This window comes from Vibrio sp. K4, from assembly GCF_051122595.1.
GTDB classification, from domain to species: Bacteria; Pseudomonadota; Gammaproteobacteria; order Enterobacterales; family Vibrionaceae; genus Vibrio; species Vibrio owensii.
The window spans coordinates 1,797,539-1,821,995 of the sequence record NZ_CP178578.1 but is presented as its reverse complement, the minus strand read 5'-3'; the positions used below and the strand labels follow the sequence as shown (position 1 = coordinate 1,821,995).

Sequence of the window (24,457 nt, the reverse complement as noted above, 5' to 3'; positions counted from 1 at the left end):
CGCTTCTTGCCCAATAAAAAACACCTCCCAATGCCGAGGCCAGAGGGAGGTGTCGAATGCCAAATCGAGGGAGGCATTGTTAATCGTTGCTTAGAGCCGTCTAAGCGAGTTAGTCACGATTAAGCAGCTGCTTCTTGTTTCGCTTCTGCTTTGTTCTTTAGGAACGCGTAAGTGAAACCTGTTACCGCTGTACCTGCTGCGATTGCTACCAAGTACATTAGCACTGGTGAGATTGCGTTAGGGATAAGCAGTACGAACAAACCACCGTGTGGTGCCATCAGTTTTGCACCGAACAGCATTGATAGAGCACCTGTTAGTGCGCCACCTGCCATACATGATGGGATTACGCGCATTGGATCTTTCGCTGCGAATGGGATTGCACCTTCAGAGATGAAGCACAGACCAAGAACGAATGATGCTTTACCTGCTTCACGCTCGCTTTGCTCGAACTTGTTCTTAGCAATGAACGTCGCAAGACCCATACCTAGTGCCGGTGTCATACCTGCTGCCATGATTGCAGCCATTGGCGCGTAAGTTTGTGAAGCCAATAGACCTACACCGAATGCGTAAGCGGCTTTGTTTACTGGACCACCTAGGTCGAAACACATCATCGCGCCAAGGATAATACCCAGTAGAACCGCACTGTCTGAACCCATGTTGTTTAGGAAATCAGTTAGGCCACTCATGATGCCAGATACTGGACCACCCACGATGTAAATCATCACGAGACCCGTGAACAATGTCGCCACGAACGGGATGATAAGGATAGGTTTAAGTGCTTCCATTGATTGTGGAAGTTTTACTTTATCCGCAAGGAACTTAGCAGCGTAACCTGCAATGAAACCTGCTGCGATACCACCAAGGAAACCTGCGCCAGTCGAGCTTGCTAGCATACCGCCAACGAGACCCGGAGCCAGACCCGGACGGTCAGCAATAGAGAAAGCGATGTAACCAGCAAGAACTGGAATCATCAATGCGAATGCAGAGCCACCACCGATGTTCATTAGCGCTGCTGCTAGCGTGCCTTCTTCTTTAAACGCTTCGATACCAAATACGAAGGATAGGGCGATGATCAAACCACCGGCAACCACAACTGGAAGCATGTGAGATACACCTGTCATTAGGTGTTTGTACGCGCCTTTCTTCTCTTCTGTCGCTGATGATGCGCTAGAAGAACCAGAGTGTTGGTATACGCTTGCTTGTTCAAACGCTTTGTCCATTTCTTCCGCTGTTTTCTTCAGTGCTGGACCTGTTTTAGTGCGGTACATCTTCTTGCCGTTAAAGCGGTCAAGAGGTACTTCGATGTCTGCTGCGATGATGACCAAATCTGCGTCTGCGATTTCTTGGTCAGTCAGTTGGTTTTTCGCACCTACTGAGCCACGCGTTTCCACTTTGATTTGGTGACCACGACGTTTGCCTTCTTCTTCTAGCGCTTCTGCTGCCATAAAGGTGTGTGCGACGCCGGTTGGACATGCTGTGATAGCAACAATCTTCTTAGTTGCAGATGCGCTTTCTGCTGGTGCTGCTACTTGCGCCGCAACTGTGGTTGCTTGCTCTAGCGTTGCTGCACTTTCAACCGCAGTTTGTAAGAAAGCGGATGCGTCTTTCGCTACGGTGCTGATATCTGCTTGGTAGACTTTTTTACCTACGAAACGAGAAGTATCAACTGGAGTGTTAGCCGCAATTACGATCGCTTCTGCTTGTTCAATGTCAGCGTCTGTCAGCAGTGTTGGTTCAACCACGCTTGATTGGCATTCAATCTTTGCGTTCCAACCCAGCTTCGCCGCTGCTTGTTCTAGTAGACCTGCCGCAATGATGCTGTTCGCAACACCACTTGGACAAGCTGTAATAATGGCAATATTCATACTGATAACCTTCTGTTCCTTAGTTTTTGTCTAAGTTCGTATTAGGGTAAAGCTCGGTTACTTGCGTTTGGAGCTTGATGTTCTCCAGTTCTTCCTGACTGGTTAGGCCAACGCCAACTTGGCTCACTGCTAGGGCAGAAAGCGCAGTAGCGAAGCGCAGTAAATCGTTTTTCGGCATCACTTGCATGTGACCCCAGCACAAGCCAGCAACAAGCGTGTCGCCAGCGCCAACAGTGCTTACTACATTCATTCGTGGTGGTTGTGCGCGTAGCCATTCACCTTGGTTAAGCCACATCACGCCGTCTGCACCCATAGAAACTACGATGTTCTCAATGCCTTTATCGCTCAGCGTTTGCGCTGCTTCTTGGCATTGTTCTGGCGTTGAAAGGTGCTCGCCAACAAAGTCACTTAGCTCTTCGTCGTTTGGTTTGATCAACCAAGGATGAGCATCGATGCCTGCGCGTAGTGCTGCTTTGCTGCTATCGAACAAGACTTTCTTGCCTTGCTGATGCAGCTTCTCAATCCATGCCGCGCATTGCTCTGCAGTAACACCACCCGGTAGGCTGCCTGCCAATACAAAGTAATCGTGTGTTTCTGCAAGGCGGAATAGGGTTTCTTCAAAGCGCGCGATTTCTTCTGCCGTAACTTGAACGCCAGGGAAGTTGATGTCGCTTACTTGGCCATCTGCTTCAACCAGTTTCACGTTGATACGAGTTGCGCCTTCGACTTCAACGAACTCATTTTTAACCTTGATATCGCTGAATAGCTGGTGGAAGAGCTCTGGGTTGTCTTTGCCAAGAAAGCCCGTCACTGTTACTTCTGCACCTAGGTCACTAAGTACTTTCGCTACGTTTACGCCTTTACCTGCCGCGTGTAGGTTGCTCTTTTCAACTAGGCTGACAGAACCCACTTTAATTGAGTCCAGCGAACCTGTTAGATCAAGGGCAGGGTTAAGCGTGATGGTAACGGCTTTGTTTGTTTTCAATACTGTCATTCTCTCGCCCCTTAACCTTCGCCAAGACCAGATGCGATTGCTTTGCCGATCGACTCAAGCGCTTGTGCAGCATCTGGACCTTCAGCAGAGAATTGAAGCTGGTGGCCGTGTTTCACGCCTAGCGCGATAACTTTCATTAGGCTCTTCGCGTTTACCGCTTTGCCGTCGCCATCTAGGTTTGCCACACGAATGGTAGATTCGAATTTCTTCGCTTCAGCAACTAGCATTGCGCCAGGACGAGCGTGTAGGCCGTGAGCGTTTTTGATTTTGAAGATTGCTGTGTTGCCATCCTCAGCCGCTTCTGTTGCCATTTCTTCGCCTTTGAACAGTGCAAGGATCTGTTCAGCAGAAGCATCAAGTAATTTGCTGTGTTCGTTGTTAAACACAAGCTTTGAAATCGTGCTTAAGATAGATTGGTGAGCATTGTTGCAAGCTGCGAACGCAACTAGAGCACGTACTTTCTCGCCTTCAAATTCACAATCATTGGCTGTTGATACAAAAGAAACACCAGTACGAGTTACTTGCTTATCACTACCCACTAGCCATAGACCTTGGCCTAGATGCGTTGGCGTTTTTGTTACTAGGTCTGCAACGAACTCTGTACCTGCACAACCTGTGTTTTTAAGTAGGCCGCCAGCAACTGCGCTCATTTGAATCATGTCACTTGCTGGGAATAGCAATTGAATGAGAGAAGCATCGAAATCCGCTTCTAACTGAACGTCGCCATGAAGTAGGGCAATGATGTCGTCTTCGTTTTTCGCATTGCGTAGACGCTCTTCAACGCCGTCCGCACCCAGTACTTTTGTTAGCTGCTTAAGAATGCCCAAGTGCTCGTCTGATTTCGCCGCAATACCGATAGCAACGTAAACTGTGTTGCCGTCGCCCCATTCAACGCCTTCTGGGAAGTGGTGAACAGCAACACCCGTGGTTTTCACCATTGAGCGCGTGTCAGTTGTGCCGTGTGGAATCGCGATACCGTTACCTAGAAACGTAGAGTTCTGGTTTTCACGATTTAGCATGCCTTCTACATAGCCTTGTTCAACCAGACCTTTGTCTGTCAGGCTCTGAGCGATGCTTTTGATCGCTTCAAACTTATCTGTAGCGGATTGAGATAGGGTAATGTCGTTCTTACTTAGCTTAAGCATGGTGCTTCTCCAGCCTTAAGGTATCTATTTCTAATTCATCTTGGCTACGCAGTACTTTGTTTGCGTAACGCCGTTTATCTATGGTTGCTGAACGTGTCTTTGTTCGTCATTTCTCTATTAGAGACGGTTTTGCTTAACAACAATTTGCTGAACAAAAGAAACTGAATCGATTCAGCACTTGGTCAAATTTTTTAAAACACTCAGCGAAACTGTTTTTAAAATCGAAACTTAACCACTCAGTGTCTCAATGCTTTTAAAGCCTAGCAAAGGGAGACGCTATTGCTTGATTTTGGTGATTCTCGTCAATTTTTGAGTTTTGCTGAATCCTTTCAGCTTTTATACTGAATCGGTTCAGCATATAATTCAACTTATCGAAGGATCGTTGATGTATTAATATGATCCCGCGCACAGAATAGGGCTTAGAATATGACACTGGATGAAATAGCGAAATTAGCTGGGGTTTCAAAGACCACGGCAAGCTATGTGATTAACGGAAAAGCGCAGAAATACCGCATCAGCGAAAAGACTCAAAAGAAAGTCATGGCGGTGGTTGAGCAGTACAATTACAAACCGGATCACGCCGCATCTTCTTTAAGAGCGGGCAACTCACGTTCGTTCGGTTTGATCATTCCAGATTTAGAGAACACCAGTTACGCACGTTTAGCAAAACTGATTGAACAGAACTCGCGCAAAGCGGGCTACCAAATTTTGATTGGCTGTTCTGATGATGATCCGCAAACGGAGCAAAAGGTTGCAGAGGCGCTTGTGAGTCGTCGTATTGATGCACTATTCGTTGCGAGCAGTATGCCAGCAGCGAGCGAGTATTACCTAAAGCTTCAAAACTCAGGTACGCCCGTTATCGCACTTGACCGTCCTATGGATGATGAGCACTTCTGTTGTGTGATCAGCGAAGATTTCGATGCGGCGTTTGAGCTAACCGAATCGGTATTGTCTTCAGAGATTGATTCGATTGGTTTGATTGGTGCGTTAGAAGAACTGCAAGTCTCTAAAGAGCGTGAACTTGGTTTCCGTTCGGCTTGTCAGCGAGGTAGCACTGGTGTTTTGGTTGGCTATGGTCAGCACTTCTCGCGTGAAGAAGGCAAGAAGGTGCTCGAAGGTTGGATCGAAAAGGGCAAGTTGCCGGATGCTGTGGTGACCATGTCTTACACCTTATTAGAAGGCGTATTGGATGTGATGTTAGAAAAGCCAGAGTTGATGGGCAAAGTACGTTTGGCTACCTTCGGTGATAACCGCTTGCTTGATTTTCTTCCAATCAAAATCAACTCACTTCCGCAGCAGTTTGAGCTGATTGCCGACAGCGCAATGGAGTTGGCGCTTAATGCCTCAGCTAAACGCTATAAAGCGGGTGTAGAGTTGATTCCGCGTAAGATTGTAAAGCGCCACACCGACACTAAAGCTTAATTTCTACCGTCAGCGCCACAAATGCGTGGTCGCTGGCGTTTTTATCTCTCTCAAAAGACGGATTGATTAAGTGTGCATCCAGCACTTGGTAGTTCGTGACTTCTGCTATTGATACATCGGCGTGCGCATCAAACTCTTGCGACAACAAGATGTAATCCAACACGTTTCCTTTCGCAAAGTGGTAGTGCGTTGCTGGTCTTGACTCCAATGAGGGTGTTACTTGCAATTCCCATCCGTCATTGAGCTGTAAATCAGTGACGCTGTCACCGTAATGCTCAGTCAAAACATTGTTAACGCTGGTTGAAGTAATGCCTTGGTTCATATCACCCATTAATACTGTTGGCATTGGGTTCAAAGCGTATTGCCTTTGCATTGCGTCACGAAGCATTGCCGCTTCCCAACCACGTTGTTGCGTAGATAGCCAACGGGCAATCGGTCTGCTCGCTTGTTCTGGAGTGGTTGAATCGGCAGGGCGCTGTGACTTCAGATGTGTGACGTACACAGAGAGATGACCAATAATTGGGTGAACAACGCAGGCACGAACAGGTTTTCTGCTAAAAGGTGGCGCGTCGATATCACCAAAGGCAATGAGCGTGTCTTTATCGAACGTTACCGCTTCAAAGCTCTCAATCGGAAAGCGCGAGGCCACTGCAACGAGTGGGCGAGAATAAATGTAATCGCCTTCAATGTGCGGCGTATCGACACAAGCAAAGTGTTCATAACCGATTTCAGCAAAGAAGGTTTTGGTTTCTTCGATGCTGAATACTTCTTGTAAGCCGATGATGTCGGGATTAAGTTGTTCGAACTGCGATTTGGTCCAAGCGAGTTTGTCTTGCCAATCGTCGCGAGAGTAAATGTTCTCGAAGTCGTAATACGCGCCAGGTGGTGCAACAAAGTTAAACAGGTTGGCGGTGGCAAAGGTAATGTGGTTCTTATTAGACAAAATATCGCTCGTTCAAGGAGTTATTGGGTGAGTATATACCCAATTGGACAAGATGAGTGAAGATCACGTTTCTATTTGTACGCATTCCGTTTAAACTCCGTTCATCAAGAAAAATGAGTAACGAACATGACCCAAGATTACGAACACGAAGAGTATTTAGAAGGCGAAGAGATTGAGATCGAAGCGATCGGTATCGACGTTGACGCGCACCCAATTGAGCTGTACAAGCTTTTCAAAATCGCGAACTTGGTGAGTGGTGGTGGTGAAGCAAAACACATCATCGAAGAAGGTTACGTTGCCGTAAACGGTGAGCTTGAAACTCGTAAACGTCGCAAAATGTACGACGGCGATTTCTTCGAATTCAACCAAGAATACTATGTTGTTGTATGTGACGCGCCAGTAACTGAACCTGAAACTGCCGAAGAAAAAGCAGAGAAGAAGGCGAAGAAAGAAGCGCAAGCGGCACGTAAAGAAAAGTCTCGCTCGAAAAAGAACGACAAGCCAAGCGCTAAAGGGCCTAAATCTACCGGTCGTAAAGCCGCACACAAAGAGCGTAAAGCACAAAAAGAAGCATTGTCTCAATCAGCTAAGAAAGGCAAGAAAGAGGAAAAGCCACAGGTTGCACGCGATCCTAAGAGTGGTCGTAACTCTATCGACTTCTTCTAAGCGATTCGTTTCGATATTAAAATCGACGTAAACAGAAAAGCGCCGCCTTGGTGAGTAACCTTGGCGGCGCTTTTGTATCTAAAACATTTTAATCTGTATCTGTGGTATCGCGTTTAATGTAGCACTTTGGCTGTTTCTTTTTGCTCAGTCCAATGGTGAATCGAGTGTGGCTTCGCCAGATAAAAGCCTTGGTAGTAATCCAAGTTCAGTGCTTGCATGGCTGAAAGCTGTGTATTTTCTTCGACACCTTCGATGACCACTTTTGCGTTCATCTCTTCAGCAAGCTCTACTGCATTGGCGATCGCTAATGTGTCACCAGAGCAATAATCGAGTAGGTAAGAGCGATCTATTTTGATGATGTCTGGGCAAAGCTGCTTAACACGTGACATATCTGAATGGTGAGAGCCAAAATCATCAATCGCAAACAAGAAGCCGTTTGCTCTCATGAGTTGCACTGCTTGAATCAAAAGTTCTGTATCACCACAAGATTCCTCAACGACTTCAAAGACCACATCAGAAGGTTCCATACCTAACTCAAACAGCCGTTTGTAGAGCAGGCCATTGTCTTTAAAGCCCATGTCTTTGGTCAGCGTCAGCAAGGTTTGTGGCATGACGTTAAGAAACAGCTTGATTGGTGATCCTGCAAAGTGACAAGCAAAGTTACGGATATGAATCGCACGGGAGAGAAATTCAATACAAAGTCGGAAGTAAGCATCGATGCTGGCATCAGCAAAGAAGAGATCCGGTCGAATATTCGTGCCATCTGCACCACGAATACGCAGCAGGGCTTCCATCCCGATCATTTGTTGGTGTTTATCAAAAATTGGCTGATAAACACTGTGGAAAGTATATTGATTGAGCACAACGTAGTATTCGCCAAGGCTGTCCTGCCTTATGTACTGCTCGTAATCGGACTGCTTCTTTAACTCCATGAAAAACGCCAAAAAATTAGCATGAAAACGACTGTAACAGGATGGAATTCCTATTTGAAGCGCTACGCTGTCTTATTTTTGAAGCCTATTGAGTTAATTTGAAATAGATTCCGATTTTTTCTCGATGTATCTAAAAAACATTGATAGACCGAAACAAATCAGGAAGTAAACGAAGCCGACAATTAGCCAGATTTCGAAAATGTAACCTGATGAGTTCGCCATCTCTGTGCCGACAAAGGTCATTTCTTGAATCGAGATCAGCGAAACGATAGAGGTGTCTTTAACCAGTGAAATGGTTTGTCCTGCAAGTGCAGGTGTAATCGCTTTAAGCACTTGTGGTGCGATGATGAAACGGTATTTCACCCAACGAGATAAACCAAGTGAGTCTGCCGCTTCCCACTGGCCTTTATCGACGCTTTGCAAGCCCGCACGAACTACCTCAGCAATGTAGGCAGAAGAGAGCAAACCCACACAAAGCACGCCGGATGCAAGGTTTTCCCATAGGTTAGCAGGGCCAAAGAAGAAGTGCTGAACCGCATTAGGTTCGCCGCGATAGTTACGAAGAAGATCTTCCAAGCCAAGTAATGGGATTAACTGGTTAGAGATGAAAAAGTAGAAGATGAAGACGAACACCAAAGGTGGAATGTTTCGTACCAATTGAATAAATGCGTTAGCAGGCGTTCGCAACCAAACTGTATCTGAAAAACGCGCTACCCCAAGCAATGTACCTAATACGAGAGCAAAAATGATGCCCCAAAGGCTTAAGCGCAGCGTTGAGATTAGACCTTGGAAGAAATACGGCAAGCCACCATCTGCTCTTGGGGTGAACAAGAGGTCGATTGCTTCTTTCCAATGCCAGATGTAGTTTACGCCAACGGTAGAACGATGATAGAGCCAAACCCCAGCCAACGCGCAGATGGCAAGCAGTACCCAATCGAGTAGGTTAAAACGACTCAAGAAGAAGCCTGATTTTGCTTTGGTTGGTGCAACGCGAGTGGTGGTTTGTCCGCTCAAGGTTTAACTCCGATAGTAGAGAAGAAAACCGACCCACAGTACGAGTCGGTGTTATTAATTATTGCGACGATTAAGGTTACTGACCTTGTGCAACTTGGTCTTGCCAATCTAGCGTTGAGAACCAGTATTCGTAACGCTCATCTAGCCAACCGTCTTGGGTGCGAGCTTCAATCCACTCGTTAAAGAAGGCTTTTTTATCTTCTTCGCCTAGGCGAACCGCGAATGCCTCGTTACCTTTGGATAGACGCTCAGTAAATGGAATGAACAGTTTGTCTGCATGCTTGATTGCTTCATGTTCCGGTTTCGGGCTTGATGCAATTACTGCGTGTGCGTTGCCGTTCAATACTTCTTGGAATGCTTGTGCATCGTCATCAAACTGAAGGATCTTCGCTTTAGGGAAAGTCTCACGCGCTACTTGCACTGTGAACGCGCCACGACGAGCGGCGATTTTCACACGGCGAGAATCAAAGTCTGAAAACTCACTAAAGCCCGCCGCTAGCTCTTTGTTTGCTGCTACTTGAACGCCTGAGTGCGAGTAAGGTTCAGTAAACAATACGCTCTTTGAACGTTCTGGCGTAATCGACATGCCGCCAATGATTACGTCGAATTTCTTAGCAAGAAGAGCAGGGATGATGCCGTCCCACGCTGTCGGTACAAACTCAACTTTTAAGCCTGTATCCGCTGCGAGTCGCTTCGCCACATCGATTTCAAAACCAATCAACTCACCTTGTTTATTACGCATTGCCCAAGGTACAAATGTCGACATACCAACGCGCAGCGTGCCACGCTCTTTGATTTGATCAACGTTTGGTGTTGTTGCTTCTTCATTGGCTAATGAAGGTAAAGCAATTGCAAGCCCTAATAATGCAGTAATGGTCGCTTTGAATAACTTCATGTTATCTCCTTATAATTTGCGCCAACTGGCTCCTAGTTTGTGTTCTAGCCAAGCGGATAAGCCAGAAAGTGATAGTGTGAGAGCAAGGTAGATTGCTGCCACAGTAAACCAGATCTCGAACGGCATCGCCGTCTCAGATACGATGTTTCTTGCCTCGGTTGTCAGGTCGAATATTGCCATCACACTGACGATTGAAGAGTTCTTAATCAGTGACACCACTTCATTAGTCAACGGTGGTAAAGTGCGTTGAAGTACCTGAGGAAGAATCACGTCTTTGTAGGCAAACAAAGGTGATAAGCCTAAGGTTTTGGCTGCTTCAAACTGACCTTTTGGAATGCTGTTTAAGCCCGCACGGAAGATCTCTGCGGTATAAGCGCCTTGGAACAGTGACAGTGCTAAAACAGCGGTACTGAATCTATCTAACCCAATGACGGGGCCAAACACGAAATAGAGTAGGTATATTTGCACCAGTAATGGGGTGTTGCGAATCAACTCAACATAAGCGGTGCCGATCGCGTTACCAACTTTGGAGTTGCTGAGTCGCAAGAGGGCGGTGACGAAGCCTATCACTAATGTGAAGAAAAGACTGATGGCCGAAATCTTTAAGGTGACGATAAGACCATCGACCAATTCTGCAGGCCACCACTCACCATCTTCGTAAACGGCGATGTAATCGGGTACACGTTCCCATTGCCATTGGTACCCCATCGCTTGTGCGCCGGAATCGAGTACCCACACGATCGCTATCAAAAGAATGGCGATTTGTAATATGGCTTGTAAAACAGATTTTAGGATTCGAATTACCATAGGCTAGTAGCTCAGAATCTGATTCAAAAACGCTTGGGTTCGTGGATGCTGCGGTGTTTCGAAAAGGGCTACTGGGGAGTTCATCTCGATGATTTCACCTTCGTCCATAAACACCACTCGATTCGCCACTTTTTTAGCAAAGCCCATTTCGTGCGTCACACAAATCATGGTCATGCCGCTTTGTGCGAGTTCCACCATTACGTCTAGCACTTCGTTGATCATCTCAGGATCGAGTGCCGAAGTCGGTTCATCAAACAACAATAGATCGGGCTCCATGCAAAGGGAACGCGCGATAGCAACACGTTGCTGCTGACCACCAGAAAGTTGAATCGGATACTTATTGGCTTGCTCTTCGATGTTCACACGCTTGAGATAATGCATTGCACGTTCTTCGGCTTCTTGTTTGGATAGCTTTAACGTGCGGATAGGAGCAAGAGTGAGGTTTTCTAACACGGTAAGATGTGGAAACAGATGAAAGTGCTGGAACACCATGCCGACTTTGCCAGGTTTTTGAGCTTTAGAATCGGCTGGTTGTTCGAAGACGCTGAGTTCACCTTCTTGGATGGATTCTAAGTGGTTGATACAACGAATGAGTGTTGATTTACCTGAACCGGAAGGGCCACAAACAACAACGATTTCACCGGTATGTACTGAAAAATTAATGTCTTTGAGGGCGTGATATTCACCATACCACTTGTTTACGCCGCTGAACTCAACAACGATATTTTTCTCTTTCAAGGCTGCCAACTTTTAGAATAAATTTCTTTCTACAATAACAAGTTATTAACCGTATTGCACCTGTTAATCAAGCATAAACTGTCCAACTGGTGAGCAAATAACTCGTGATAAAACTAACCGATAATATAGTCAGTTTTAGAGGAAACGGATCACTATGGCGAACACGGACATCGTGATTAAATATTGGGCGGAATAGTAGGTGGTCATGACAACTTGTCGAGAGAAAATCGACGTGCCACCGAAGCGTTCAAACGCCAAAACCGCACCGGATAAAGTAAAGACAAAGCTGCCTAAAACTGCAAATGCGGAAGATTGGGTTTTACCACTGGCATAGTATTCCATCGACATCCACAACATGGCCATGAGGACGAAGATGTAACTGGCGACAGACCATTTCTCTTTCCCCAAATCGGGTTTAAAAAAGAAATAAGCGCAGAGACCGACGCCGAATACCGCAAAAGGCAACCAAGGTGTAAAGTGCCAAGCTGCCATATTAATGAAGCCTAAGGCGTAACAAATTAATGCTAGGCAAAATAGCTTAATACCGAGAATGAACTTGTCTTTCGGGTGCATCATGACTAAGTCACCGATAAGCGAAATGGACAGACCGGCGATGATCCACTGAGTGTAGGGAAGGTGATTTGAAGGTGATAGGAGTAGCATTCCAATCATGGCGACGATCGGAAGCGGTTTGGTCAAAAAGAATAGCCACTTTGGGCCAGTCTTAATACTGATGATATGTATCAACGCACAAGCTATGACAATCAGCCACATACGAATAACTCTTGAATAGACGACTAAACGCTCATCTTTTTATGAGCAAGCTAAAAAATGACACTTCGAATAGTAAGCACTTGGTTTGTTTTTGGTCATCGGCTTACATAACAACATCGAACCATCGCTTATTTGTTAGTTTTCTAGCAGAAAAGTTCAATATTTATCGAGTTGTCAATGTTGCGCTAAATTAACATAAAAAAACGGCATTGTGTCCGCGTAGACACAATGCCGTCAAAAAAGGCAGTAATTTAATAGATCGAGTCGTTATGCAACGGCAAGTTCTAGAATTTTACGGCTGTTTTCTAGGTCGATTGCTTGGTTTTCGCCAAGAACCGTCATGCCGTGTTTGTTCAGTTGATCAATCACAGCATCGATAGCTGCTTGACGGTCATCACCGTAACCTTCCAGTTGAGTCGCGACTTCTAGTTGATGGTAGAAAGCTTCAATCGATTGGATTGTGCGTTCTGCCAAATCTTCACCTTCTGCCAAGCCAAATACGTTACGACCCATTTGCTCAAGCTTAGGACGTTTGAATTCCATTTGGTTGCGAAGTAGAGATGGTTGAATGATCGCTAGTGAACGAGCGTGGTCTACGTGCCATAGTGCAGTCAGCTCGTGGCCAATCATGTGCGTTGCCCAATCTTGAGGAACGCCGCTACCGATTAGACCGTTCAATGCTTGGTTTGCTGTCCACATTAGGTTCGCACGCCATTGGTCGTTATCGCGCTGCGCGAACTGATCACCCAATACTTTTAGGTTTTTAAGTAGCGCTTCTGCGTAACCGTCTTGAACCATTGCGCCAGTTGGCAGCGTTAGGTATTGCTCACATACGTGTACCCATGCATCAACTAGACCGTTAATAAGCTGACGCTCTGGTAGAGTTTTCATTACGTCTGGATCAAGCACAGCAAATTTTGGTTGAACAGCAGGCGCTAGAAATGCCAATTTGTCTTGGGTTTCTTTCTTAGTGATTACTGCGCCCATGTTTGACTCAGAACCTGTTGCTGGCAAAGTAAGAATCGCAGCAAGCGGTGTTGCTTCTGTTACTTGATGTTTGCCTACCATGATGTCCCAACCGTCACCGTCGTATTTTGCAGATGCAGCAACGTACTTAGAACCATCGATAACTGAACCACCACCAACAGCCAGGATAAAGTCAACGTTTTGCTCTTTTACGATAGCAACTGCTTTATCTAGCGTCTCTTTTGTTGGGTTTGGCTCTACACCTGAAAACTCAAGCCATTCACGGCCTTCTAATGCTTGTGCTACTTGGTCGTAAACACCGTTCTTTTTAATAGAACCACCACCGTAGATAACGAGCACTTTTTGATCGGCAGGGATCGCTTCTTTGATTGCTGCGATTTGGCCTTGGCCGAAGAAGATTTGAGTTGGGTTGACGTATGAAAAGTTCATTATTAGACCTCTTGCTTCCAATGTGAGGAGAGTGAATACATGCATATTAGTACGCGATTGTGAGAACGAGTAGGCCGATTTCTGCAAATTTATTGCCTATTTCTACAAATATGCGTTTCTTATGCTGGAACTGTAATCAGAACTCCAAGTATAGTGCGTGCATAACTATTGGAGTGACAAGATGAAGACACTTGCTGAGATCATGCAGCAATACGCCACTAAATTTGGTTTAGACGATTTAGAGGGCATCAAAGAAACCGCCATTGATGGGGTATGGTTCTACCGCAGTAGCAAAGGGAACAATCGCCAACCGTTTGTGTACCAGTCTGGCATCATCGTTTTGGGACAAGGCTACAAGAACATTCACATTGGCCAAACACCAGTACGTTATGGCCCAGATGACTATTTGGTTGTCGGTGTACCCATGCCACTTGAGTGTGAAGCGATTGCTGTTGATGATGAGCCTTTATTGGGAATCTCCATCGACATTTCTCCCGCCATGCTGCAAAAGCTGGTCAAGAAGTTGGAATCACAACGTTTCAGTAATGTTTGTGAGGATGACACTCGCTGTGGGTTGAAATCGGTACGCATGAACGACCAAATGTTGGATGCGTGCAAGCGCCTTATGACGGCATTGTGTAGCGATCTTGAAGTCGCGATGCTTGGTGACATGCTGTTAGAAGAAATTGTGTATCGCACGCTGGTGAGTGAATCCGGTCATGTACTGTTTGAGCTCGCACACCAAGAAGGTTCTTACGCAAGGGTAGCAAAAGCGCTAAACCGCGTTCATCAGGAATACCACGAACAACTCAATGTACAAACCTTGGCGGAAGAAGCGAACATGAGTGTCTCTGCATTCCACCAAGCGTTTAGAAGTGTGACTCTAGAGTCGCCTTTGCAATACATCAAAAAGGTGCGTTTAAACAAGGCACGAGAATTGATTCAGTTAGAAGGTCGCCGAGTGAACGATGCTGCGCGCCTTGTGGGTTACAGCAGCCCATCACAGTTCAGTCGAGAGTACAAGCGCCACTTCAACGAAACACCCAGATCAACAAAGGCTTAGTGATCTTTATTTCAAAAGTAGGACTTTTTTTATCTTTTTTAATAATTTGCGATCGACATATTTATTTGGGTAATGAAATTAGTTGTTGGTGCAAAATAAGGTGTTAATTGTTGCAATCATTTAGTGGATTCTTGAGAGGTGCTGCTGAAAATTTATAAATACATAGTGTGAAATGCTGCACTTGTACTTAAGTTATTTTACGTCGAAACAAAAGTAACTATACGTGTTAGTTAAGCGTATTTTGTATTGTATTAACAATAACTTAAGGAAGAGCAATATGCACCTTAGAAGTGGGAAAGCAGTGAAGAGTGCCTTTACACTCAGTACATTAACTGCGTCTTGTCTAATGGCCTTCAACAGCTATGCAGCGGTTGATTGTGCACCTCTAGAAGTTTGGGATTCGTCGAAGGTTTATAACGGCGGTGATCAAGTTCAGCACGAAGGTAACGCTTATAAAGCGCGCTACTGGACTCAAAACAATAATCCAGCGCAAGCAGGTGAATGGGGAGAGTGGGAAAATCTAGGTGCTTGTAGTGGCACTGGCCCTGTAGATCCACCAGTTAATGAAGTGCCTACTGTGACGTTAACATCGCCTAGTGCTTCGGCTTCTATCACTGCTGGAGATGTTGTAAATCTTGCCGCAGACGCTGCTGACACGGATGGTTCAATTAGTAAGGTTGAATTCTTTGTTGATGGCGCATTGGTCGGTACCTCTACCGCAGCACCTTTCACTGCTTCATGGACGGCGACTGAAGGTGCGCACGAATTCTCGACTAAAGCGTATGATGATAAAAACGCTGTGAGTGTTGCGAGTGCCGTAACGCTTACAGTAAACGCAGGTCAACCAGGTAATGAAGCGCCGACTGTAGATGTCGCTCTTTCAGCGACTTCTGTTGAACTAGGCGCGACGGTTACCGTTACAGCAAATGCCGCTGATGCGGATGGTACAGTGGCGAAAGTTGAATTCTTCGCTGCCGGTTCTCTTGTTGGTACAGCAACAACAGCACCATACGCGGTAGATTTCACGCCAGCACAAGCGGGCAGTGTTTCTATTTACGCGAAAGCGACGGACGATGCAGGCGCAACAACAGATTCTTCTCTTGTATCTCTAACAGTGAATGGCGGTGCAATTACATCGAACTGTCGTCCTGACGGTCTTTACCAAACGGCTGGTGTCGATGTTCCTTACTGTACAATTTACGATGAAGAAGGTCGTGAGTTAATGGGTGCAGATCACCCACGTCGTGTGATTGGTTACTTCACTAGCTGGCGAAGTGGTGATGACCCACAAGCCGCTTACTTAGTAAAAGACATTCCATGGGATCAACTTACACACATTAACTACGCGTTCGTCAGTATTGGTTCAGACGGCAAAGTAAACGTAGGTGATGTGACAGACCCAACGAACCCTGCAACAGGTAAAACTTGGCCGGGCGTAGAAGTAGATCCAGCACTTGGCTTTAAAGGTCACTTCGGTGCGCTAGCAACTTACAAGCAAAAACATGATGTTAAAACACTGATTTCAATTGGTGGTTGGGCTGAAACTGGCGGTCACTTCGGTGCTGATGGCAACCGCGTAGCTGACGGTGGTTTCTACACCATGACGACCAACGCAGATGGTTCGATTAACCATGCGGGTATCGAGAAGTTTGCTACGTCTGCTGTTGAAATGATGCGTACCTACAAATTCGACGGCCTAGACATCGACTACGAGTACCCAACATCAATGGCGGGCGCTGGTAACCCTTACGATAAAGACTTTATGGAACCGCGTCGTCCATACCTATGGGCTTCTTACCAAGAGTTAATGAAAGTTCTGCGTGAGAAATTGGATGCGGCATCTGCCCAAGATGGCATCCACTACATGCTGACTATCGCCGCGCCTTCTTCTGGTTACCTACTGCGTGGTATGGAAACGTTCGACGTCACTAAGTACCTCGATTACGTGAACATCATGACTTACGATTTGCATGGTGCTTGGAACGACCACGTTGGTCACAACGCGGCATTGTTCGATACGGGTAAAGACTCTGAGCTTGCTCAATGGAACGTGTACGGCACGGCTGCTTACGGCGGTATTGGTTACTTGAACACTGACTGGGCTTACCATTACTTCCGTGGCTCTATGCCAGCAGGTCGTATTAACATTGGTGTGCCTTACTACACCCGTGGTTGGCAAGGTGTAACTGGTGGTGATAACGGTCTGTGGGGCCGCGCGGCACTTCCTAATCAATCAGAGTGTGCTCCAGGTACTGGCGAAGGTGAGAAGAACAACTGTGGTCACGGCGCTATCGGTATCGATAACATGTGGCATGATACTGACCCTAAAGGCAACGAAATGGGCGCAGGTTCAAACCCAATGTGGCACGCGAAGAACCTAGAGAAGGGCATTTGGGGTTCTTACGCTCAAGCTTATGGTCTTGACCCTGTAAATGATCCTTCCGATAAGTTTGTCGGTTCTTACACGCGTCATTACGATGATGTTGCTGTAGCCCCTTGGCTATGGAATGCTGAGAAGAGCGTATTCCTATCAACAGAGGACAAAGCGTCTGTTGAAGTGAAAGCGGACTACGTTATCGACAAAGAAATCGGCGGTATCATGTTCTGGGAGCTAGCAGGTGACTATAACTGTTACGTACTAGACGCGAACGGTAACCGTACGACGATTGATGCAACAGAACAAGCTTGTGCTGCGGGTAATGGTGAATACCATATGGGTAACACTATGACTAAAGCGATTTACGACAAGTTTAAGTCTGCAACGCCTTACGGTAACAAGATCGCAACTGGTGCAATTCCAACAGAAGCAGTAGATATTGCTGTTAGTGTTGGTGGTTTCAAAGTTGGTGACCAAAACTACCCAATCAACCCTAAGATCACGTTCACAAACAACACGGGTCAAGCGATTCCTGGTGGTACAGAATTCCAGTTCGACATTCCTGTATCTGCTCCGGATAACGCGAAAGACCAGTCTGGCGGCGGTCTAAGTGTGATTGCTTCTGGTCATACTCGTGCGAACAACATTGGTGGTTTGGATGGTGTAATGCACCGCGTATCTTTCTCGCTACCAGCATGGAAAGACCTACCAGCGGGCGGCACTTACGAACTTGATATGGTTTACTACCTACCAATCTCTGGCCCAGCTAACTACACGGTAATTTCTGGCGGTAAAGAGTTTGCGTTCAAGTTTGAACAACCAGACCTACCAATTGGCGACCTAAACTCTGGTACTGGCGGCGGCGGTGGTACTGAGCCGGGTACATGTGATACTACGGGTCTAGTTACTTACCCAGATCTTCCGCAAACAGATTGGCAAGGTAACCCAAGCCACGCTAACCAAGGTGAAAAAGTGATTCACAATGGTGTGGTATACCAAGCGAACTGGTGGACTGCGTCAGAGCCGGGTAGCGATGGTAGCTGGTCTACAGTATGTAATGTCTAATTCAGATTAGTTGGATAGTAAAAGCGCGCGATTCACATCGCGCGCTTTTTATTTGGTGCATTTGTGGGAATTGCCATGACGAATAGCTAAGTGCAAAGGTTAGAACTCATAGCCTTCTGGAATCACAACAATGCCTTTTTCTGACACATGGAATCGTTTTGCGTCTTCAATTTTGTTCATGCCGATTTGAGTGTGCGGCGGGATGCGAACATGTTTATCGATGATACAACTTACCAACTGACAACCTTCACCAACTTCGACATCGTCAAAGATAATACTGTCGACTACTGTCGCGCTGTCATGGATACGCACATTCGATGCAATAACCGAGTGTTGGACTGAACCACCTGAGTTGATTACGCCGTTTGCAATGATGGAGTTAATGAAAATACCTTCATTACCAGTCGCAGAAGATACCGTTCTTGCTGGTGGAAACTGAGCTTCGTAGGTGCGAATCGCCCAGTTTGGTTGGTATAAGTTCATTGGTGGGACGGGTTCTAACAAGTCCATATTGGCTTCATAGAAAGAATCAATGGTACCGACATCGCGCCAGTAACAGTCTTTGTCTACACGTCCTTTACTACCACAGAATTTGTAAGCATAAACTGATTGAGAATCGATGAGTTTTGGAATGATGTCTTTGCCAAAGTCGTGACTTGAATCTTCGAGTTTTGCGTCCTCTTCGAGCGCATCTTGCAAAACGTCCATATCGAAGATGTAAATCCCCATAGACGCTAGACTCTGAGTTGGGTCGTTAGGAATAGTAGGTGGGTTCTTAGGCTTCTCGACAAAGGACTCGACTAAACCGTTCTCTTTAATGCCCATTACGCCAAACGCAGTCGCTTCTTCGACAGGCACATCCATACATGCGACCGTTAACTTCGCGCCGTTTTCTTTGTGCTCTTCCAGCATTGCTGCGTAGTCCATGCGATAAATGTGGTCACCGGACAGAACGACGACATACTTAGCGTCATTTCGAGATAACAGCCACATGTTGTGGTAAATGGCATCTGCCGTGCCTTCATACCATGCACCACCTTTGCGCATTTGAGGTGGAACTGCAGTGATGTATTCACCAAGTTCGGGATTGAAGATCGACCAACCATCTCGTAAGTGCTTTTGCAGCGAGTGCGATTTGTATTGAGTTAACACTAATATCTTTCTTAAACCTGAATGAAGACAATTAGTTAGCGTGAAATCAATGATGCGATATTTACCGCCAAATGGAACGGCTGGTTTGGCTCTATCATCGGTAAGAGGGCTCAACCTTGATCCCATACCGCCAGCTAAGATTACTGCGAGTGCGTCTTGCATAATGTTCCCTTTCCCTTATGTTACGTACATCGAAAGCAACTTAAAGCCTGAGGAGTTAGCCAACTGCTGGTGGCTTTCGAGTGACGTTGTTGAGTGTCCTTTGAACTTATAAATGGTTGTGCTATATAACGTAGTACAAGATTCGAGCCATTGGATTTTGTTAATAAAATCAATGCCCTTTAGAGGTGGGGTATTATTTATTGCACTATATTAGGGAGTGAGGAAATTGTTGCTGCACCGAATTGGTGAAATGAAGTGAATACTCTAATTTTGTGGCTTCAGTTTACAGTGTAAAGGGTCTTAAAAACAATAAATTAGCGGTCATTTAAAATGAAAACAGGAGCACCATGGCTCCTGTTTGTTTTAGATAAACGTTTCACACTATGAAAGGCCGATAATATTGCCTTGATCGTCAAGATCGAGATTCATGAACGCGGGTTTATCCGGTAAACCAGGCATGGTCATAACATTACCTGAAAGCGCGTAAACAAAACCCGCACCTGCACATAAACGAAGCTCACGAATAGGAACGCTAAAGCCACTTGGCGCTCCTTTTACAGCTGAATCAGTGGTAATGGAGAGCGGCGTTTTCGCAATGCATACCGCTAGTTCATCAAAGCCCAATTGTTCAAAGTGCTTTAGCTGTTGCGTCGCGAGTTGACTCATTTCAATGTTTGCAGCGCCGTAACCTGCTTCGCAAACGGCCATGAGTTTCTCTTTTAGAGTTTGCTCTTTGCGGTAAAGAGGGCGGAAATCCGAAGCTTGTTCACACGTTTCAACAACGTGTTGCGCTAGTTCTACGGCTCCTTCACCACCTTGACCAAATGCTGTGCTGACGGCCACCTTAACTTCAGGGTTAAATTCGTGAATCAACGCCTTAAGCGCAGCCAATTCTTCCTGAGAATCTTGTGGGAATTGGTTTATGGCAACCACCGCTGGGATACCGTATTTGTGGACATTGTTAATGTGCCACTTTAAGTTTTCAAACCCTGCTTCAAGCGCCCCTTGGTCCGGATTAAAAATTGAATCCGGAATAGCCATACCCGGGCGTAGATCATAGTGACCTGAGTTTGCTTTTAAACCACGTAACGTAGCGACAATCACGACACAATCTGGTGCACGACCTGCTGCAGACGCTTTGATATTACACGCTTTCTCGAATCCCATGTCTGAGCCAAAACCTGCCTCAGTGACAACGTAACTAGAGAGCTTTAGTGCTATTTGGTCTGCGATGATGGAAGAGTTACCGTGGGCGATGTTTGCAAATGGGCCTGCGTGGATCAGGGTTGGCACACCTTCTAGCGTTTGCATCAAAGTAGGGGCAATGGTTTCTTTTAGCGTGACAGCCATTGCTCCGGCAACTTGTAAGTCTTCAGTTGTCACTGGTAGGCCGTCTAAGTTGTAAGCCACGACGATACGGCCAATGCGTTGGCGCAAATCTTTTAAGTCTTTAGCTAAAGCGAGGATCGCCATTAGCTCAGAAGCGGCAGAGATATCAAAACCTTCTTCACGTTCAAACCCATTGATGGTTTTGCCTTCTTCATTGAGACCAATCTTAACCATGCGCAGTGCACGGTCGTTATGGTCCATCACGCGTTTCCAAGTGATTTTTTCGACGTCGATCTTTAGCGCTTTTAAGCCAGTACGAGTTTCGAATGCCTCGTAGCCTTCACGTTGTTCATGATAAAGGCGAGCATCTAATGCGGCAGAGGCCAAGTTATGTGCCGCTGTTACCGCATGAATATCACCAGTGAGATGTAGGTTTAACTCATCCATTGGTGCAACTTGGGAGTAACCACCACCTGCAGCGCCACCTTTGACACCAAAGACTGGCCCCATTGATGGTTGACGGATACACGCCATTACAGATTGGTTGATCTTAGATAAACCTTGAGAAAGGCCGATTGTGGTTACGGTTTTACCTTCACCCAGAGGGGTAGGTGTGATTGCAGTGACCAACACCAACTTGCCGTCTTGATTTGCGTTTAAGCGATCAAGACATTGGGGATGAACTTTAGCTTTGTGTTTTCCGTGTGTATCGAACTCTTGTGGTAAAAGACCGGCATTCGCAGCAACGGTAGCGATAGAAGACAACGGTGTGTTTCGGCAAATTTCAATATCAGACTGCATGGATACTCCAAAAAAATGGCTAACACGTGGCGTTCAACATCAAGCAAGCAAAAGACTTAGCAGGTGTTGCGCAAACGTTTGCGCGAGAATAATACTGGTAAAAAACGAGGTGTAAAGCAGTTCGTGCGCCTTAGCGTGCTACATCATAACAAAAACCACTAATTACTGCGCTAGATCAAAACAAAAAGGCCACCAAATGGTGACCTTCGCATATTTATTGCTCTAAGTACTTGGTTCTTAGCGATCCCAGTAGGTTTCTTCTAGGCTATCTTCACGCTCTGGTAGTGCTCTTGATAGGCGAGGAGAGTGCTGAGTTAACACCTCGTAGCTTACACGGTTTGCGTACTTACAGATCTGAGATAGAGAAGAGTAAGTTAGGCAGCGTACTTCGTGTTTTTCAGAATTTGGCACTTCCTTATGGTGGAACGAGTTCGCCGCCATGTCGTGTAGAAGCGCTGACAATGCTGCATCACCGGCACCGTTGGTGTTCTTGATCTCAAGTGGACCACCAAGGTAAGGGCCAATGTGTGAGTACACTTTCATTGGGTTTTGGCAATCGTCTTTACGCATTGCACGGCTAAACTCAAACTTGTTGAACTCTTCAATCGAGCCTTCAAGAATATCGTGCGTCGTTTCGCGTTTCACTTTCTCATCAGTGTAACCCGCCATGTAAAGACCGTCAGGACCTGCAGTACAAAGAACTAGGTCTACCCATTCCAGCGCTTTATTCGCTGCTGCAAGTGGATCGCCTTCGCCAGTCAGTGCTGCGCCTTCTTCTTCGTTCATGGCAACAACAGATACGTTCTCGCGAATGTACTCTTGCCACCATTCAGCGTTGCCTTCGATCACATATTTAGTACCAAGCGTCAGTACTACAGGGACTTCGTGCTTCTTAGCAAACTCAATCGCACGTTGAACGGCTTGAGGCATTTGATCTTCTTCTTTACCACGCATTAGGTAAGAAGATACAACCAGAGCAGATGCTTTGGTAAATACTTCTTCTGGAATGCTCTCAGGAGAGAGTTTGTTCATGTGACCTTCATTGATCGCGAAAGTGCGTTCGCCATCGTGAGTGATCAGCGTGTAACAACGACCAATTGGACCATCTACGGTTTGTAGGTGGTTTAGGTTCATACGAGAAGAGGTACGGCATAGGTAACGGTAAGCGAAAGAACCAACTTGAATGTTCTTTGACATAACACCAAGTAGCACTGATTTGCTGTCCGCAAGCACGGAGTAGTTGTGAAGTGTGTTACCGATAGTATCACCTGGGTATTGGTGAGTAATCAGACCTTGTTCTACTAGCTCTTCGTACAGTGCGTCCGCTTTGCTCTCTTCAAGAACGAGAGAATGTCCTTTACTTAGGTTGTATTTTTCTAAAAACGCATCATCTACGCGCGCTTCGATATCTACGATGGTTTGACCCACACCAACGACCGTAGGGCGGTACAATTTCGGTGCTTGTCGAATTTGGTTTACTAATGGATCTCGAGCGTGAGTTGGAAAGTAGTGTTTAGATTTTCGCTGACCAGGAAACTTCATGCTTGTTCTTGAGTGAGAAAAAAAGAGGCGGGATTGTATCACAAAATTTTGAAAATCGTTCCGTTTTCTTGCAAAGAAATTTGCCCGCTGAAAAATTCAACGGGCTGCTGTTTTTACACACAAATTGGGGTTAATTTGTAGGTGTTACAGTCGGTTCCACATAAGCTTTTGTGCCATATAGAGGAACAGTTGATAAGCTATGTTTGAAACTGCCTTCTGTCTCTTTGGTTGTGTAAGACAAGTAAAGTAGCGTTTGGTTTTCTGGATCGTAGATGCGACGTACTTTCATGGTCTTGAAGAAGATGCTTTTTGATTTCTTGAAGACGACTTCACCAGATTTGCTTTTATCAATCTTAGCAATCATCTCTGGCGTGATGTCACCTGTTTGACGACATGAAATAGAACTGTCACTTGGATCAGACAAGCTTAAATTCGCCTCGATAGAAGCAATATGACAGGTTACACCCGTCACGACTTCGTCTTGTAGGTGGCCGATTTTGATGTCTTTCATTGTGAACATACCCAGTGATACGTCACCCACTTCATTATCACTACACCCAGCCAGAACAGTTACCAAACCCAAAGCAAGCAAGCTTTTCTTCATTTTTCATCCCTTAATTAGGCTAATTTATTAATTCAATTTATCAGACGCACACACTTAAAACAAAATTTGGCGTTACCTCAGGAGTTTAGCTAGGTTTGTAAGAGGCTTCATGCTAATGTACCGCTCCAGAACAGATGACGCCTACATTTCTAATCAAAGTCCTGTTTTTCATTCGCTGTAAAACACTAGGCTTGCAGCGCTTAAGGTAAGAAAATGAACCAACAACAATTAGAAAGCATCAACAGAAAAAATGCGTGGTTGCATGATTTAGTAGAAGTCGAATTTCCTACTAAAGAAAGCATTGAAGGGCGAGCCATATATACTCGAATGCTCGACGCTTTAACCTACGATGCTGTCGATAAAACTACGCTTTTAGAAAACGGGCAAGAGTTAACAGGGGACGACATCTTCCTTGTTGATTTTCATAGGCTTACCGTGATGTTTTCGATTCTACAGTCACAACGTTGGTCGGATAAGCACGAGCAGGAAATGATCGTGGAATACTTAACTCAGATCATTTTGACACCTGAGTTTGAGCTTTATGTCGGTTTTAAACAAGGCGAGGCTGTAGCAGCGGCAATTGTCAGCCAATATGAAGGCAACACACTTGTTTCTGACATCAGTGTTTCTCAAAACTTGGATAAATCGCAGTTTGTGTGTGATTTGGCGAAAAAATTGAACGACGATCAAAAGTTGTGTGAAACAATAGTCGTAGAAAATTGATCAATGTCGGTCCCAGTTGGGGATTTGG

20 protein-coding genes are annotated in these 24,457 nt (G+C 45.8%); 5 read left to right on the top strand and 15 right to left on the bottom strand.

What is annotated here, in order from left to right; translation table 11 throughout:
- Window positions 1–119: 119 nt before the first annotated feature.
- From fruA to fruB, 3 genes are read right to left on the bottom strand one after another with little or no spacing between them, the layout of a single operon-like run.
- The gene (fruA, locus tag ACLIIY_RS25635) at window positions 120–1,865 is read right to left on the bottom strand and encodes a PTS fructose transporter subunit IIBC (protein ID WP_122070502.1); all 1,746 of its coding nucleotides are present in this window, start codon (window positions 1,863–1,865) and stop codon (window positions 120–122) included.
- 19 nt (window positions 1,866–1,884) lie between these two features.
- Window positions 1,885–2,859 carry a 1-phosphofructokinase gene (gene pfkB / locus ACLIIY_RS25630; RefSeq protein WP_434528774.1) on the bottom strand — a complete coding sequence of 325 codons (975 nt, stop codon included), beginning with the start codon at window positions 2,857–2,859 and terminating at the stop codon, window positions 1,885–1,887.
- An 11-nt stretch (window positions 2,860–2,870) separates the two neighbouring features.
- Window positions 2,871–4,004: a fused PTS fructose transporter subunit IIA/HPr protein gene (fruB, locus tag ACLIIY_RS25625; protein WP_005441930.1), complete on the bottom strand. Its 1,134-nt coding sequence runs from the start codon at window positions 4,002–4,004 to the stop codon at window positions 2,871–2,873.
- Between the two features lie 426 nt (window positions 4,005–4,430).
- On the opposite strand from fruB, the gene cra reads away from it, so the two are divergent.
- Window positions 4,431–5,426, top strand: coding sequence for a catabolite repressor/activator (cra, locus tag ACLIIY_RS25620; protein ID WP_434528773.1), 996 nt, complete (start codon window positions 4,431–4,433; stop codon window positions 5,424–5,426).
- On the opposite strand, the gene ACLIIY_RS25615 is transcribed toward cra, so the two are convergent.
- Complete coding sequence (locus tag ACLIIY_RS25615) at window positions 5,416–6,369, bottom strand: endonuclease/exonuclease/phosphatase family protein (RefSeq protein WP_434528772.1); 954 nt, start codon at window positions 6,367–6,369, stop codon at window positions 5,416–5,418. The genes cra and ACLIIY_RS25615 overlap by 11 nt on opposite strands.
- A gap of 126 nt (window positions 6,370–6,495) precedes the next feature.
- On the opposite strand from ACLIIY_RS25615, the gene ACLIIY_RS25610 reads away from it, so the two are divergent.
- Window positions 6,496–7,035 (top strand): RNA-binding S4 domain-containing protein, encoded by a 540-nt coding sequence (locus ACLIIY_RS25610; protein WP_005441925.1) that lies wholly within the window; start codon window positions 6,496–6,498, stop codon window positions 7,033–7,035.
- 113 nt (window positions 7,036–7,148) lie between these two features.
- Here the strand turns inward: ACLIIY_RS25610 and ACLIIY_RS25605 are convergent, their stop codons facing one another.
- From ACLIIY_RS25605 to ACLIIY_RS25575, 7 genes are all read right to left on the bottom strand, one after another.
- Window positions 7,149–7,967 carry an EAL domain-containing protein gene (locus tag ACLIIY_RS25605; RefSeq protein ID WP_434528771.1) on the bottom strand — a complete coding sequence of 273 codons (819 nt, stop codon included), beginning with the start codon at window positions 7,965–7,967 and terminating at the stop codon, window positions 7,149–7,151.
- Between the two features lie 93 nt (window positions 7,968–8,060).
- Window positions 8,061–8,981 carry an amino acid ABC transporter permease gene (locus ACLIIY_RS25600; RefSeq protein WP_258491294.1) on the bottom strand — a complete coding sequence of 307 codons (921 nt, stop codon included), beginning with the start codon at window positions 8,979–8,981 and terminating at the stop codon, window positions 8,061–8,063.
- 76 nt (window positions 8,982–9,057) lie between these two features.
- On the bottom strand, window positions 9,058–9,876 hold the full coding sequence (locus tag ACLIIY_RS25595) for a transporter substrate-binding domain-containing protein (RefSeq protein ID WP_434528770.1): 819 nt from the start codon (window positions 9,874–9,876) through the stop codon (window positions 9,058–9,060).
- 9 nt (window positions 9,877–9,885) lie between these two features.
- Entirely contained in the window at window positions 9,886–10,683 is a 798-nt protein-coding gene (locus ACLIIY_RS25590) for an amino acid ABC transporter permease (RefSeq protein WP_434528769.1), read from the bottom strand.
- Between the two features lie 3 nt (window positions 10,684–10,686).
- Complete coding sequence (locus ACLIIY_RS25585; RefSeq protein WP_009704483.1) at window positions 10,687–11,421, bottom strand: amino acid ABC transporter ATP-binding protein; 735 nt, start codon at window positions 11,419–11,421, stop codon at window positions 10,687–10,689.
- A 135-nt stretch (window positions 11,422–11,556) separates the two neighbouring features.
- Window positions 11,557–12,195, bottom strand: coding sequence for a lysoplasmalogenase (locus ACLIIY_RS25580; protein WP_038894845.1), 639 nt, complete (start codon window positions 12,193–12,195; stop codon window positions 11,557–11,559).
- A 267-nt stretch (window positions 12,196–12,462) separates the two neighbouring features.
- On the bottom strand, window positions 12,463–13,611 hold the full coding sequence (locus ACLIIY_RS25575; protein WP_434528768.1) for an iron-containing alcohol dehydrogenase: 1,149 nt from the start codon (window positions 13,609–13,611) through the stop codon (window positions 12,463–12,465).
- 181 nt (window positions 13,612–13,792) lie between these two features.
- Between ACLIIY_RS25575 and ACLIIY_RS25570 the strand changes: the two genes are divergently transcribed.
- Window positions 13,793–14,674: an AraC family transcriptional regulator gene (locus ACLIIY_RS25570; RefSeq protein ID WP_020197048.1), complete on the top strand. Its 882-nt coding sequence runs from the start codon at window positions 13,793–13,795 to the stop codon at window positions 14,672–14,674.
- Between the two features lie 277 nt (window positions 14,675–14,951).
- A complete protein-coding gene (locus ACLIIY_RS25565) occupies window positions 14,952–18,116 on the top strand; it encodes a chitinase C-terminal domain-containing protein (RefSeq protein WP_434528767.1) in 3,165 nt (1,054 codons plus the stop codon).
- 99 nt (window positions 18,117–18,215) lie between these two features.
- Here the strand turns inward: ACLIIY_RS25565 and glgC are convergent, their stop codons facing one another.
- The 4 genes from glgC to ACLIIY_RS25545 all read right to left on the bottom strand — a co-directional run bounded on the left by glgC (window position 18,216) and on the right by ACLIIY_RS25545 (window position 23,706).
- Window positions 18,216–19,430 (bottom strand): glucose-1-phosphate adenylyltransferase, encoded by a 1,215-nt coding sequence (gene glgC / locus ACLIIY_RS25560; protein ID WP_264406014.1) that lies wholly within the window; start codon window positions 19,428–19,430, stop codon window positions 18,216–18,218.
- Between the two features lie 381 nt (window positions 19,431–19,811).
- Entirely contained in the window at window positions 19,812–21,560 is a 1,749-nt protein-coding gene (locus ACLIIY_RS25555; RefSeq protein ID WP_434528766.1) for a formate--tetrahydrofolate ligase, read from the bottom strand.
- A gap of 237 nt (window positions 21,561–21,797) precedes the next feature.
- Window positions 21,798–23,102 (bottom strand): inosine/guanosine kinase, encoded by a 1,305-nt coding sequence (locus ACLIIY_RS25550; RefSeq protein ID WP_009704476.1) that lies wholly within the window; start codon window positions 23,100–23,102, stop codon window positions 21,798–21,800.
- A 130-nt stretch (window positions 23,103–23,232) separates the two neighbouring features.
- Complete coding sequence (locus ACLIIY_RS25545; protein WP_005441905.1) at window positions 23,233–23,706, bottom strand: CreA family protein; 474 nt, start codon at window positions 23,704–23,706, stop codon at window positions 23,233–23,235.
- A gap of 213 nt (window positions 23,707–23,919) precedes the next feature.
- On the opposite strand from ACLIIY_RS25545, the gene ACLIIY_RS25540 reads away from it, so the two are divergent.
- Window positions 23,920–24,429: a flavodoxin gene (locus tag ACLIIY_RS25540; RefSeq protein ID WP_434528765.1), complete on the top strand. Its 510-nt coding sequence runs from the start codon at window positions 23,920–23,922 to the stop codon at window positions 24,427–24,429.
- The last annotated feature ends 28 nt before the right edge of the window (window positions 24,430–24,457 follow it).